Genomic DNA, 13,700 nt, shown 5'->3' on the forward strand with positions numbered 1-13,700 from the left:
GGAGAGATGGGTGTGGTGATGTTGGTTTGTCTGGTCATGCTGGTTCTGCAAGTGGGAGGTTGGGTGGTGCTGAACCAGATGCATGGTGCTAAGTATGCGCATTTTCGCCATATGAAGCTGGAGGGACTGCGGCTGCAAAGACTTTCAGTCCCATTTGTACACATGATTCATGCTTCACGTGCTACTCACAGGCTGCCTTTGCTGATGTTCAAGCTCCAGCGTTCGGTGCAGAAGCTGTATGGTATGCGCAACAGCGGAGAAAAAACGATGCTTTTTCTGGCAGAAATGTTGGGTTACGGATATATGATGGCTGCTGGTGGAGTTATAATATCGCTCTTGATGGGTGGGGATGCGACCGGGCTGGTGCTCGGATTGGGACTTGGCATTCTGGTACCCATCGCGCTGATCAAGGATTTGCATGGGAAAGTACAGAAGCGGGATCAGCAAATTTTAATGGAATTGCCTGAACTGTTGAGTAAAATGATGCTTTTAGTAGGTGCAGGTGAGACGGTACAACGGGCATTGCTCCATTGCGTGGAACGTAAAGGGGCGGATACGGAACATCCGTTGTATCGAGAACTGAGGCAGACGGTGGCGGAATGGGAAAGTGGCTTTTCCTTTCAACAGGCATTTGAGCACCTGAGCAAACGTTGTGGTATTCAGGAAATGACAGTATTTACGACGACAGTTTTGTTGAATATGAGGCGCGGCGGGAGCGATTTTGTGATGGCTTTACGTGAGTTATCCCAGACATTATGGGGCAAGCGGACTTCAATTAGCCGCACAAGAGGGGAGCAGGCTTCATCTAAGCTAGTATTCCCGATGGCGCTGATTTTGCTAACGGTAATTGTGCTGGTGGGCGCTCCGGCTTTAATGATGATGAATATGTAGGAGGAATACAACGATGATGACATTAGTAACAGGCAGTATTCGTAAGTTGTACAAGGATGAGGATGGTCTGGGTACGTTAGAAATGATCCTGATCATTGCCATTCTGATTGCGGTGGCAATTATTTTCAAGGATCAGATCAAGAAAATTGTAGAAGGGCTTTTGAAAAAGGCGGATAAAAAAAGTAACGATTTTATGGATTCATAATGCTGCGCAAATTGGCACAAAAAGAGGACGGGAGCTTCTCCTTGGAAGCTTCCCTCGTCTTTCCCATTCTACTGCTGGTCATTTTTGTGATGTTATTTTTTTGCCTGTACATATATCAAAAATCTATATTGGTGCAGGTCGCTGCTACTGCTTCGGAAAGGGCCGCTTACAGTTGGGATAACAGCTTCAAGGACCCACGTACGGGAGCATTTACACAAGGGCAACGGGATTCTCTCTATTGGCGCCTGAAGGATGATGGTATGCTGGGAGCCCTGTTTGGCTGGACCGGAGCCAACAATCAGGAAAGTGTACAGGTTCCGGGCGGCAATGGCGGAGGCTCGTTACCTGCTCAGAAGCTGTCCAATGCAGAAAATAGAATGCCTGCGGGCATGCAGGGGCAGATGACATATGAGAACAGTATGATTCACCGTAAGGTGACCACAAAGTTAAATAAGATAGTGAAGGTACCTTTGTTGAATCAGTTTTTAGATCAGACAGATTTGCAAGGGAAAATGAGCTCTGGCGTGGTCGAACCTGTGGAATGGATTCGTACGGTGGAGTTGGTCCGTTATTATGGTGCGAAGTTTATGGGCAGAGGATCAGGTGAAAAGGTAGATTCGGCAGTTGTAGGGAAAGTACTGATGCAATATGGTCAAAACGGTCAGTGAGAAGTAAGTAACGGGAATGTAACTGGAAAGGAGGAAGCAGGTGTTTGGTAAGGGACACAATACAAAGGACAGGGAATCAGGTGCTGTCACGGTCTTTTTAATTCTGATTCTGGCGGTCATGTTCGGTTTTATTGCTGTATTTATTGATTACGCGAGAATTGCTGCATTGCATGTGCAGACCGAACGGCTGACCCATGCGGCGGTTCGTTCAGTGATGTCTGCTTATGATCCGACATTACAACAGGAGTACGGTTTGTTTGCTTATGGCGAAGGCGGCGGAGAACAAATTATGGTTAAAGTGCTGAATGACAGCGCGCGGCGTACGGCACACGCGGATACACTCCCGCTGATGAATACGAAGCTGGATTCAAGTTCCCTGCAAATGGAAAGAGAGCTTGGTAAATATGCCATATTTAACGAACAGATCCGTGAAGAGATGAAGTATAAAGCACCTGTCGATTTTACGTTTGAAGTGCTCGAAAAGCTAAAGCCGCTCTCTCAAAACATGAAAGAGGCTTCTCATACGGTAGATTTGCTGAAAAGGCTGCAAAAGCTGTACGACAGACGAGAGGCCCAACTGGATGACATGCTGGAGAAGCAGCGTAAGGCAGGAGCTTATATGGAAGAGGTTCGCAAGCGGATTATTAAACAGAGGGGCACCTATATGCCCAGTCAGTATATATGGGACCCGCTTGAGGTTGTAGCCGATATTGCCGCTCAATATAAGCATTACGTACATGTATATGAAGACAATAAGAAGAGTGTGGACGACGTTAAAATCATGCAGATGGAAAAATATGCACGTAGAGCGAGGGCAGCGCTTGATCGCCTGCGTCAGATCATGGTTCAGGCTGGAGAAGAACATGATAAGCTGCTTCTGGAAGCCAAGGAACCGTTAAATGAGGCCCGACAGATTAATGAAGAGATGCGCAAAGTCATTGCCCAATATAAGCAGAGGGCGGCCAATGCAGGCTACGATGAGGTTTCAGCAGCCCCTACTCCAAGCGGAGCAGGCTCCAACGCAGATCCGTCGGTAGGAAGCGCACGGCAAAAAGCAGAGGATTTGTTGATTCCAGATAAGGAATTTGAGCAATGGGAAGCAGAAATCGAAAGGCAACGGACTTCTATAAATACTGCTAACAATAGAATAACGAGCATGATGCGTACCTTATCTTTTTATACAGATCCATTTTTGAATGCAGACATGCTCAAGCAAGAAGTCGCATCAACGCTCAAAGAGATAGATAAATACTTGAATGCGTATGCTTGGGCGGGACCTGCCAATGTACTCGACGGTGAAGCCAAAATGATGGATACGCGACGTGGACCGGACAAAGAACGCAAGAAAATGGAAAAAGAGGCGAAAAACAAGCTCAAACAAGCCTATCGGATCATTGAGGTTCTTTCCAAAGGTAAACAAAGTGCAGAAAAATTCCAACATCTGGAGCGCTATTACAATGAAAGTATTTCGTTTAACCAGTCTACATCCAGTCCATCTGTATCCGCTGATTTGCCCTATGACACCTATGATGCAGCGGGAGCTTCAATGGATAGTATGGATGGTCTATACGGGTCGGCATCCAATTTACTGACTCAACTGGGAGACGAGTTTTACCAGAATGAATATGCGCTATCTTACTTCCATCATGTGGATTTTAGCCGTTTTGGTAGCTTGACCGGATCGGGTGGAAATGTGGGAAATGCTGCACAGATTTTGGGAGATCAGCTGGAGGTGAATAATCAGGAAGTTGAGTACATCCTGTATGGGTTCCATAATCCGACGGGCAATCTGGCATCCGCCTATGGAGAAATTTTCGCTATGAGACTTGCCATTCGAACAATGGAGGGATTGGTTAAAAACAGCTCAAAAGGTAATCCGCTGGTCGTTTTGGCGGCGGCTTTGTTATATGGAGTAGAAAAAGCAATAGAAGATATGATTATGCTGGCACAAAAGGGGGACGTGCCATTGTCTGATTTTCTGAAATTTCGAATGACATACAAGGATCATTTGCGATTGTTCCTGATGCTCCATAGCAATAATGAACGAAAAATGTCCCGTATGCTTGCTCTGATCCGCCTGAATACAGATGTCAATCCTGCTGAGCGGCAAACGTATGCAACGGTTGAGGTCAAGAATGGAATGAGGCTGTGGTTTCTACCTGGGGTAATGAAGATGCTCGGGACCGCCTCAAAAGAAGGCGAGAGTATTAAGGGAAGTGTGTACTATGTCACGAAAACAGCGCATTTTTCCTATTAATCGGTGTTTACGGAAAGTTTGTGGGCAGAAGCAATGTGAACAAGGGAGTATTGTTTTAGAAGCGTCACTGGTGTTGCCAATGTTTCTGTTTTTTATTATTTTTCTCATTTATATGGTTCAGATGACGCTGGTATCCACAGCCTTGCAGAACACCGCTTCAGAAGCGGTCAAGCAGGTTTCGACTAAAATCTACCCAGTTTCTCTAGCCGTGGAGGCGGCGTCCGCGAAAATAGATGCAGTCCGTGAACCGCTGGATGAATTGCCCAAGTTATCTATGAGTGAATATGCAAGCCAATTCGCTGCCCAGTTGCCACCTCCAATTGGCGATTGGGTAGAAAGCGCTGTTCAGGGCGGTCAAAAGCCGATGGAGGAACTGCGGGGGCGATTTACGGAAGCTGCACTCGATCCTGTTCTGAAGCCGATGCTAAAGCCTTTTATGGAGGAAAGCATTCTGGAGTATGACCGTATTCATATAACGAGCGTACATGTACCTGCTCTTACAGGAACTAAGGACCCTTATTTTAGAGTAGAGCTATCGTATGAACTGCCGATGAAGGTCCCCTTTTTGTATCGCAGCATTGTGCTTCAGGCAGCGGCAGAGGAACGTCTCTGGATTGGGAACACAGGGGAGGGGACAGGTACAGGAGAGGCAACAGCGGATAAGGATGCGCAGCATTCCATACAGTTGCTCGTCAAGCCTGAACCTGCTGTGAAGGGTGTGTACAATTTGATCAAGGCCAAGATTGAGCCTGGGACGACTGCTAATCTTTCTGTACTTTATAAGTCGGGCCAAAGCACGGCCCAGCATTTGGGCTGGACCTCTGCCAATGCGGACGGGATTATTGAATGGAACTGGTTTGTGGGAACGAACACAACACCCGGTCAATGGAGCTTTGTGATTGAAACAGAGGATGGTCAACGTATAGAAGTTCCGTTTACCGTGGAAAAGCCAGCTGATGGATAGATAGAATCGACTCGACATAGACGGACAGGAATACCTACGATGGAAAGTGATTTGGTAGTCTGCTAGTTCTATTTTATAAAGGGGGAAGATCGCATTGACGTGGATGTATATTGTATGCGGAGTTCTGCTCGCGATCGCGTTAGTTACGGATTTACGTAGCATGAAAATCCCTAATAAGCTTACATTGCCCGGCATAGTGGTAGGCTTGGTGTTCAATACTCTGTTTGGAGGGTGGCACGGTTTTTTATTTGCTGTTGCTGGACTGGGTACCGGATTTGGTTTCATGCTGATTTTGTACTGGATGGGAGCTGTTGGTGCAGGGGATGTAAAGCTGTTCGGCTTGATTGGAGCATGGACAGGTGCCGCTTTTGCATGGCAGTCAGCTTTATATTCGATTTTTTTTGCAGGTATTATTGGCATAGGAATTTTGCTATGGAAGAGAGAAACCATCATGAGACTGCGGCGCGTGGCTTTTAATTTAGGAGGATTTTTTCTATTTCGCAGCGGCAAAGCGCTGACCAGTGGGAATGAAGCACACCTCAGGTTTCCTTTTATGACGGCAGTCATTCCGGGAGCGATCAGTGCTTATCTTTACTTCTTGCCATGACATGTCCGCTGGGGGAGATCATGCTACCTCTCGGAGATAGGAAATTGTTAAGGAGGTCATGAATTGTTTGGTTTAAGCAGGGATTTTGCCCGGAACGGCGGGACATTTATGATTCTAAACAAGGAAGACGGGCTCAAGACCGATGATTTAAATTCCGTACAGACCGGCATGATGACTGGTAATCGGATTCCCGGTCTGCTGGAACTTAGAATAAAAGAAGTCGATTTTCAGATAGAGTTACATTACGACATTTCGGGGCAACGCATGCTTTCCCAGTTATGGAAAGGTGGGAGCGTGTCGACTTCTGATTTCTACCGGATTCTTTTTGAAGTGGCAGATGCCCTCCATCGCAGCCCGCAATATATGTTAGATATCCGCCAGTTTATTTTGCACGAGGATTATATTTTTCTAAGTGGTTCAGGTACAAGGGAAACCGCCAGTTTAACCTATGTTCCTTTACGCAGTGTACAGTATACAGGGCAAACAGGCAGTCAATTTAAGCAGATGGTTATTCGTTTAATGACTCGTGTAGCCCACTTTCAGGGAGAATATATACAACGCATTCTCGATCTGTGTGATAGAAATGAATTTGAATTGGGCTTGCTAAAGGAACTGCTATTGCAAGGAATGAAGACTGGTACAGAGAGTGCTAGCGTGAAGGGAGAAAGTATGGAAGGGCGAGCTTTTTCATCAGCCGACCCTATCATATCTGCTCATACATCTCATACCTCACAGGGGAATTATACTGATCGTGGCGGAACATACGGGCAAGAGCATAGGGAGACTCTGCAGGAGATTCAGGAGCTTAAACGGATCAATCGGCTCAAACCGTCCGTGAAATCAGAGGAGAATTCTGAGCTTGTAACAGAAAACGAAGTAGAAGATGTGGAGCCTGGATTGCGAAAATATAAAACCTACATTACTCTCGGATGTCTGCTCGCTTCGGCCATCGTGTGGCGTTATATTTATCTGGATCATCCAGAGACGGTACCGTTGATCATTTCCGTTGTGCTGACCTTGGTACTTGCCGTTGTTGCTTATATAAGCTGGACGGGGAAATGGGAGCGCAATCGAGCTTCATCTCATATGTACAGCGATTCAGTACCTGTATTGGATTCGGAATGGTTAGGAACTACTTCTTCCCCAGCACAACGCAAAAATGATCGTTATCAAGTAGATAAGCTGACCGGGTTTGTAGCGGGACGTCATCATCAAGACAAGCAATCTTTCGATTCGAGTGATCAAGGGCAGGAGAGCTGGAGATGGACTTTTCCAAACTCAGAATCGAAAAGCGTGGGAAACCGAGTTACGGAAGATAGGGAGAACACTTCAGCAAACTATGACCTACACGAGCCATCGTGGAAAGGTGCGGAACGAGGAAATGAATTGGAAGCCAGCGATACCAGTGAGGCTTATTATAAGTCTCTCTCTGGGGTAACGGAGCTGCTAAATGCTGTATCTAAGCAGGAAACGATGCTGCTTCGTCCAGATCAAGAGATACAGATTTCACCTGTTCAGCAATCACCGATTGCTTGCCTGGATCGCAAGCCACCAGGTAGTGGAGGGACCGAGCGCATCCGGTTGCAGCCAGACCAATTCGTTGCAGGCAGCTTTATCATCGGGAGAGATCCGCAATTGGTCCAGTTTGTGGAGCATACGGATGGAGCTTCCCGTTCTCATATTGAGCTTTGCATAGTTACAGGAGAACATAGCCACATTGTTAAGGATTTATCCTCGACGAACGGAACTGTTCTGAATGGAGAGCCTATGGTGCCTTATAAGGAGTACACAATGAAGGATGGAGACACTTTTAAAATTGCCGGAGTCTCTTATACTTATCGGTTGGATTCTTTTAAATCCTCCAATGCATCATAAATGAAGGTTAGACGGAATTGTCCGTCTAGCCTTTTTGAATTGTATGAAAAAGCTTGCTAACTGCATTGTCGAGCTAGAAAGGATTTATGGTTGAGGAACATAATGTGAAGGCGATGATTACTACTACTACGCTGATAAAATGTATCTTATAACAAGGGTTATAATACTTTAGGCATAGCAAATCTGATTATCTCAGTCCAATTGTCACAGAATATAAAAAGGGAATTTCAGGATAATAGATGGATGTCCCTAAACATCTCCTTCTGATAAGATTATTTCCATCAAAATTAAAGTGGGCGTGGTAGAATGGGGAGAATATTAGTTCCACCTGACAAGCTAATGGAAGTGGCTGACCAGTTCTTGCATGGTAAACACGAAATGGAACGGATGTTGAATTTACTGAATGGAAGAATTGATTTTGTCCAACAAGGCTGGGCTGGTGCTACCCGAGAGAGGTTTTTCCAAGATTTTCAGGTCTCTAGACAATCCATGGGTGTGACGCTTGAACGGCTTTCTACGGTTGCCCAAGAACTCATCTTTATTTCAAAAAACTTCACACAGGTAGATGGAGAAAAAGTAGTACTTGATGTGCCCGGGAATGGTGTGCCTGTTAAAACGGCATCAAGCGGTGAAGGTTGGTTACATAAAATTTTTGAACAGATCGGAAAAGCGGAGATCACCAAGGCTGAAGCCCAGATGGAAGCTAGCAAGCTTCAAGGAGAAATTTTGTGGGATACTGCTCAGGGAGCGAAAGGTGCTATTCAGGAAGATCTAACCTTAGGGATGCTGCCTGACAAAGACCGTGACTATGATCATCCTATGGCTGCTAAAGTAGGTGAAATTCTCGGTCACGTAGCTACGACATTGCAGGGGGCTGGTGAGGTAGTAGCTGGAATAAGTGGAGAAGGATTATCAGTTGCTGTTTCATCCACGGGAGTTGGTAGTATTATCGGAATACCTGGATTGATTGGCTCAGCAGCTTTAGCGGCACATGGAGGTACAACCGCAGTTAAAGGAGCAAGCGGAATAGGGAAAAGCTCAGCGGAATTGTGGCAAATGGCGAAAGGGGAAGGTGGAGGCTCATCTAAATCTACTCCATCTTCGGGAGCTAAGGCAGAAAGTACGACTCCTCATCAGGGAAAAGGTGAAACTGCACAGGTTGGTGATACTTTTGGAAAGTCAGGGACGCTGGTTGAGAATCCGGGAACACAAATAAATTGGTCTAATTCTTCAAATCATGCTTTAGAAAGAATGCAAGAGCGCGGCGTAACAAAAGAAATGGCAGATTCTTGGGTGGAAAATGGGAAGTCCCTTTCCCAGAATAATGGCAGTAAACATTTGTTCTTTTCAAAAGAAGGTGCTGCCGTAGTTGCTAACGATGGGACACTTGTTACAGTTATTCCTAAGAGTAAGTATGATGATGCATATAAAGCACTATCTAAATCGTTATTTGGAGAGTAGGAGTGTATAAAAATGAACAATGATATCGTACAAATGATTAATGAATGGAATCCAATCGAGATACATCCTCTATTAGAAGATGAATATTATTCAGAAATAAGTAAAATCTATGAAAAAAGTAAGATAACAAATTCTGTGGAAGAATTAGCGGAGCAGATTCATTTTGTATTTGCTCATTCTTTTAAAAAGGAATTCGATAAAAGTATTGAAGAATGTCGATTAATCGCTGAAAAAATAATTAATGTTACAAAATAATTAATCCACGAAGCTTGCTTCTTTAACTATAAAAATGGGAGCGATCTTTTTCATCAGCCAACCCTAGCCTTTCTGCTCGATCCTCTCATACCTCACAAGGGAACTATACAGAACGTGGCGGAACGTACGGGCGAGATCACCGGGAGACTCTGCAGGGAATTCAGGAACTTAAACGCATCAATCGGCTCAAACCGTCCGTGAAACCAGAGGAGAATGCAGAGGTAAAAGCCGAATTCGAGATGGAAGATGTGGAGTCTGGATTGCAAAAATATAAAATGTACATTGCTCTCGGATGTCTGCTCACTTCGGCCATTGTGTGGCGTTATATTTATCTGGATCATCCAGAAACGGTACCGTTGATCATCTCCGTGGTGCTGACCTTAGTACTTGCAGCTGTTGCTTATATAAGCTGGACGGGGAAATGGGAGCGCAATCGAACTTCGTCTCATATGTACAGCGATTCAGCACCTGTATTGGATTCGGAATGGTTAGGTCCTACTTCTCCCCCAGCACAGCGTAAAAATGATCGTTATCAGGTAGATAAGCTGACCGGGTTCGTAGCAGGACGTCATTATCAAGACAAGCAATCTTCTGATTTGAGTGATCAAGGGCAAGAGAACTGGAGATGGACTTTTCCAAACTCAGAATCTAAAAGCGTGGGAAACCGAGTTACCGAAGATAGAGAGAAAACTTCAGAAGTGGACTATTCAAAAGAATAAAAGAGGCATCTTAAAAACTTGCAGTCTGCTTGATAGATTGTGTCTGACTAAAAAAATGAACCCTAAGCCGGTAGTGATACTACCTACCAGCCTGGAGTTCCTCTTTTTAAATTCAATGCTGTTTTTGGGAAGAATGGAGTTCCTCTAGAGCGTCCTTCAATGAAGGATAGTTAAACTTAAATCCGTGCTCCAGCGCTTTGCTCGGTATTACCTTTTGACCATCCAATACAAGCGTGCTCATCTCACCAACTAGCTTTGAAACGAGAATGCTGGGGACGGGAAACCAGTGCGGACGGTGATATACCGTAGCTACTGTCCTCCCAAACTGGTCGTTCGTCATTGGGTATGGTGATGATGCGTTCACTGCCCCGACGATTTCCTTCGTATGGATGCAGTACGTGATCAGACGAACAATATCCTCAATATGAATCCAGCTCATCCATTGATGACCGCTGCCTATTTTGCCGCCGAATCCGAAGCTATAAGGTATCTTCATGAGTGGGAATGCCCCTTTTTTTCTGTCCAGCACAAGGCTAATGCGTAACTTAATTAAACGGGTATCAGAAGGGTAGGCATTAGCGGCTTCCTCCCATTGCTCAACCACCTGAGACAAAAAATCTTCCGAACGACGCGGGCTCGTTTCATCGAATGTTTCGGTCAGGGATGTACCATAGGCGGCAACAGCCGAAGCCTGAATGATAACTTTCGGTTTTTTCTGTAGAGCATTCAATGCTTCAGCCAACCGGGCAACAGATAGCAGTCGTGATTGAAGAATTCTTTGTTTGGACTTATCCGTCCAGCGCTGATTCAGCGTTTCACCTGCTAAATTAACGACCGCATCTGTGCCTTCCAGTACTTCAGGCTTTTGTTTTAATTCGTTCCAACTCATATATTGCAAGCGGGGGCTCGCTTCGTGTCCTACCAGTGGCTTGCGGGTAACGACTTTCACGGTGTATCCGTCGTCTAGCAGGCTTTTGACCAGTGCACTCCCCACCAATCCAGTTCCTCCACATACGATGATGTTCATGGAGCCAGCTCTCCTTCCAATTCACAAAAAAATACATCTGTTATAGAATATAACCCTTTTTGAGAAAAAAACTTCATATGAGAATCAATTTCATAATACCTTTAGCTGCTTCAATCAAAACTAGAAATAGATCAAAATGATTCGATTTGTCTATATCTAGTTACAACCACCAAGCTTTAATGAGTTATGAAATTGATTCATGAATGTACCTTTATACGGTTAAGGATGTCAATCCATGATTTTATTTACCCTCGTTTGACTAACATATATTCTGATGTGTACTTTATCTACGTGTTCCCTTAATAGAGTCATTTAAGAAAGCTGCCATAAAAGCTATGTTGTTTGATTTCAATAATCACGTTAAAATGATTAAATTAAAATAAGACAAGCATAACAGGATAAGGGGATGAATCAGGATCATGCTGAAAATTGGTTCTCATGTGTCCTTCTCGGACAAAGGTCTGCTCAGCGCTACAAAAGAAGCGTCTTCTTACGGGTCCAGCTCCTTTATGATATACACGGGAGCACCGCAAAACACGCGTCGTAAGCCGATGGAGTCCATGTATTTGGAGGAAGGCAAGCAGTTAATGGCTGAGAAGGGAATGGAAGATATCGTGGTGCATGCCCCGTATATCATCAACCTTGGCTCTTACAAAGAAAATACCTATGAGCTTGCGGTCAGCTTTCTTCAGGAGGAAATTCGACGCACACACGCGATTGGTGTGAAAAATATCGTGCTGCATCCAGGCGCTTTTACCGATAAGGATGCAGAATACGGAATCGGGCGTATTGCGGATGGTTTGAACGAGGTACTAAACGGCGTGAAGGAGACAGATGTTAACATTGCGCTTGAAACGATGGCAGGCAAAGGAACGGAAATGGGTCGTAGCTTTGAGGAGATTGCCTCCATTATAGATAAAGTAGAGCATAACGAGCGTCTTACGGTTTGTATGGACACCTGTCACATTCACGATGCGGGTTATGATATCGTAAATGATCTGGACGGTGTATTGGAGCAATTCGACCGTATTGTCGGCTTGAACCGCATCGCAGTTGTTCACATCAATGATAGTAAGAATCCGGTTGGCGCTCATAAAGACCGACATACTCCGATCGGATCAGGCTGGATTGGCTATCAGACCATTCATAATGTGGTGCATCATGAAGCACTTCAAGGACGTCCGTTTATTTTGGAGACGCCATGGATTGGTAAGGAAGCCAAAACTCAGCGTCCGATGTATGAGGTTGAAATTGCCCTGCTTCGCGGAAATGTAAAGGAGCGCTTTGGGGATGAGTTTTTGGGTCAGGTAGAGCAAGTGCATTCGTTTTTCAAAAAACAGGATGTGGATGTCCGCAGATTTGTGCTGGACACCTGGGCTCTGCTAAAAAATGATGCCAAAGCAAGAAAAGCCGATCCACGTGAGCCGTTGGAGCGTCTGTATGACATGATAACGGAAGCAGCACTATTTCCAGATTTGAGCGAAGAACACATTAATCAACGGTTGATTGCCTGGTTTGCCGGCAGTCATTTGCCAGTGACGGTATAAGCTAAGGGGGATTAATAGCCACATGGAAATTCACGTAAAACATCAGCCAAATAGCACTCTATCAGCCCATGAAAATCGCGCGCGTATGCTTGTATCTTGTCCAGACGGACCAGGTATTGTAGCGGCCGTGTCCCGTTTTTTGTACGAGCATGGGGCCAATATCGTTCAATCTGATCAATATACAATGGACCCGTCCGGCGGTATGTTTTTTATGCGGATTGAATTTGATCTACCGAATTTGAGTGCAACCCAGCCACAGTTGGAGCAGGATTTTGCCGCTGTTGCTGAGCAATTCCGTATGGAGTGGACGATTTCTGCGGTTAGCCGCAAGAAAAAACTGGCTATTTTCGTTTCCAAAGAAGATCACTGCTTGGTAGAACTGCTGTGGCAATGGCAGGCAGGAGATCTGGACGCGGATATTTCATTGGTGGTTAGTAATCATCCGGATATGAAGGAGTATGTGGAATCATTTGGCATCCCGTATCACCATATTCCGGTAACAGCCGATACTAAACCGGAGGCGGAGCGCCGTCAACTAGAGGTCATTGGCGAAGACATTGACGTTATCATTTTAGCCCGTTATATGCAGATTATTTCACCCAAGTTTATTGAGCATTATCGCAACCGGATTATCAATATCCATCATTCCTTTCTGCCGGCATTCGTGGGTGGGAAGCCATATGCCCAAGCCTATAATCGCGGTGTGAAAATTATTGGTGCTACTGCGCATTATGTAACTGAAGAATTGGACGGCGGCCCGATCATTGAGCAGGACGTGCAGCGTGTAAGCCACGGAGATGATGTAAATGAGCTAAAACGGATCGGTCGCACCATAGAGCGGGTCGTTTTGGCAAGAGCCGTGAAGTGGCATGCAGAGGATCGTATTCTGGTTCATGAGAACAAAACGGTCGTTTTTAACTAATCTTAAAATTTTAGAAAAAATTTGTGAGTATATATTTTTTGTTGAACAAAGCCCGCTGTATAACGGGCTTTGTTTTTTTATGTAAGGATTTTGCAAAATCCTCATGTGAGTTACTCGCCTTAATAAACAGTCAGTACATAATATTTTTTTGTGATTTTATAATTTTTTAAATGAGGTTAATACATTACGGGTATATTTATATGAGGACTCGGTACTACATTTCCACAATCATCTTTATAAACGATCTGGCAAACTTTCACGGCAGATGGTACAATACTTAAGAATGTATAAGTCATATTGAA

The 13,700-nt window shown here is 44.9% G+C and carries 13 protein-coding genes; 12 read left to right on the plus strand and 1 reads right to left on the minus strand.

The window, feature by feature from the left end; genetic code table 11:
* Positions 1–6 precede the first annotated feature (6 nt).
* The 10 genes from MKY24_RS06960 to MKY24_RS07005 all read left to right on the plus strand — a co-directional run bounded on the left by MKY24_RS06960 (position 7) and on the right by MKY24_RS07005 (position 9,902).
* The gene (locus MKY24_RS06960; RefSeq protein ID WP_339201646.1) at positions 7–891 is read left to right on the plus strand and encodes a type II secretion system F family protein; all 885 of its coding nucleotides are present in this window, start codon (positions 7–9) and stop codon (positions 889–891) included.
* A gap of 13 nt (positions 892–904) precedes the next feature.
* Positions 905–1,096, plus strand: coding sequence for a Flp1 family type IVb pilin (locus MKY24_RS06965; RefSeq protein WP_013309278.1), 192 nt, complete (start codon positions 905–907; stop codon positions 1,094–1,096).
* Positions 1,096–1,764 (plus strand): TadE family protein, encoded by a 669-nt coding sequence (locus MKY24_RS06970; protein WP_339201647.1) that lies wholly within the window; start codon positions 1,096–1,098, stop codon positions 1,762–1,764. The genes MKY24_RS06965 and MKY24_RS06970 overlap by 1 nt, the downstream gene beginning before the upstream one ends.
* A 40-nt stretch (positions 1,765–1,804) precedes the next feature.
* Complete coding sequence (locus MKY24_RS06975; RefSeq protein ID WP_339201648.1) at positions 1,805–4,021, plus strand: hypothetical protein; 2,217 nt, start codon at positions 1,805–1,807, stop codon at positions 4,019–4,021.
* Positions 3,990–4,985, plus strand: a complete 996-nt coding sequence (locus MKY24_RS06980; protein ID WP_339201649.1) for a TadE family protein — start codon at positions 3,990–3,992, stop codon at positions 4,983–4,985. Before MKY24_RS06975 ends, MKY24_RS06980 begins: the two co-directional genes overlap by 32 nt.
* Before the next feature lie 94 nt (positions 4,986–5,079).
* Entirely contained in the window at positions 5,080–5,592 is a 513-nt protein-coding gene (locus tag MKY24_RS06985; RefSeq protein WP_025722689.1) for an A24 family peptidase, read from the plus strand.
* Between the two features lie 63 nt (positions 5,593–5,655).
* The gene (locus MKY24_RS06990; protein ID WP_339201650.1) at positions 5,656–7,467 is read left to right on the plus strand and encodes a DUF6382 domain-containing protein; all 1,812 of its coding nucleotides are present in this window, start codon (positions 5,656–5,658) and stop codon (positions 7,465–7,467) included.
* Positions 7,468–7,773: 306 nt separating this feature from the next.
* The gene (locus tag MKY24_RS06995; protein ID WP_339201651.1) at positions 7,774–8,928 is read left to right on the plus strand and encodes a WXG100 family type VII secretion target; all 1,155 of its coding nucleotides are present in this window, start codon (positions 7,774–7,776) and stop codon (positions 8,926–8,928) included.
* A gap of 12 nt (positions 8,929–8,940) precedes the next feature.
* Entirely contained in the window at positions 8,941–9,183 is a 243-nt protein-coding gene (locus MKY24_RS07000) for a DUF1871 family protein (RefSeq protein WP_069080969.1), read from the plus strand.
* Between the two features lie 197 nt (positions 9,184–9,380).
* Positions 9,381–9,902: a hypothetical protein gene (locus MKY24_RS07005; RefSeq protein ID WP_339201652.1), complete on the plus strand. Its 522-nt coding sequence runs from the start codon at positions 9,381–9,383 to the stop codon at positions 9,900–9,902.
* 112 nt (positions 9,903–10,014) lie between these two features.
* On the opposite strand, the gene MKY24_RS07010 is transcribed toward MKY24_RS07005, so the two are convergent.
* Entirely contained in the window at positions 10,015–10,929 is a 915-nt protein-coding gene (locus MKY24_RS07010) for a TIGR01777 family oxidoreductase (RefSeq protein WP_069080968.1), read from the minus strand.
* Positions 10,930–11,348: 419 nt separating this feature from the next.
* On the opposite strand from MKY24_RS07010, the gene MKY24_RS07015 reads away from it, so the two are divergent.
* Both MKY24_RS07015 and purU read left to right on the plus strand, forming a co-directional pair.
* Positions 11,349–12,476 (plus strand): deoxyribonuclease IV, encoded by a 1,128-nt coding sequence (locus tag MKY24_RS07015; RefSeq protein ID WP_069080967.1) that lies wholly within the window; start codon positions 11,349–11,351, stop codon positions 12,474–12,476.
* Between the two features lie 22 nt (positions 12,477–12,498).
* Positions 12,499–13,398 carry a formyltetrahydrofolate deformylase gene (purU, locus tag MKY24_RS07020; RefSeq protein ID WP_023987631.1) on the plus strand — a complete coding sequence of 300 codons (900 nt, stop codon included), beginning with the start codon at positions 12,499–12,501 and terminating at the stop codon, positions 13,396–13,398.
* The last annotated feature ends 302 nt before the right edge of the window (positions 13,399–13,700 follow it).

Source organism: Paenibacillus sp. FSL P2-0322, from assembly GCF_037975315.1.
Lineage (GTDB): Bacteria > Bacillota > Bacilli > Paenibacillales > Paenibacillaceae > Paenibacillus > Paenibacillus polymyxa_B.

Bases quoted from the DNA above. Each gene is read 5' to 3' on its own strand.
- MKY24_RS07015 (WP_069080967.1), top strand. From the start codon at position 11,349: ATGCTGAAAATTGGTTCTCATGTGTCCTTCTCGGACAAAGGTCTGCTC.
- purU (WP_023987631.1), top strand. From the start codon at position 12,499: ATGGAAATTCACGTAAAACATCAGCCAAATAGCACTCTATCAGCCCAT.
- MKY24_RS06995 (WP_339201651.1), top strand. From the start codon at position 7,774: ATGGGGAGAATATTAGTTCCACCTGACAAGCTAATGGAAGTGGCTGAC.
- MKY24_RS06965 (WP_013309278.1), top strand. From the start codon at position 905: ATGATGACATTAGTAACAGGCAGTATTCGTAAGTTGTACAAGGATGAG.
- MKY24_RS06980 (WP_339201649.1), top strand. From the start codon at position 3,990: ATGTCACGAAAACAGCGCATTTTTCCTATTAATCGGTGTTTACGGAAA.
- MKY24_RS06970 (WP_339201647.1), top strand. From the start codon at position 1,096: ATGCTGCGCAAATTGGCACAAAAAGAGGACGGGAGCTTCTCCTTGGAA.
- MKY24_RS06960 (WP_339201646.1), top strand. From the start codon at position 7: ATGGGTGTGGTGATGTTGGTTTGTCTGGTCATGCTGGTTCTGCAAGTG.
- MKY24_RS07000 (WP_069080969.1), top strand. From the start codon at position 8,941: ATGAACAATGATATCGTACAAATGATTAATGAATGGAATCCAATCGAG.
- MKY24_RS07010 (WP_069080968.1), bottom strand. From the start codon at position 10,929: ATGAACATCATCGTATGTGGAGGAACTGGATTGGTGGGGAGTGCACTG.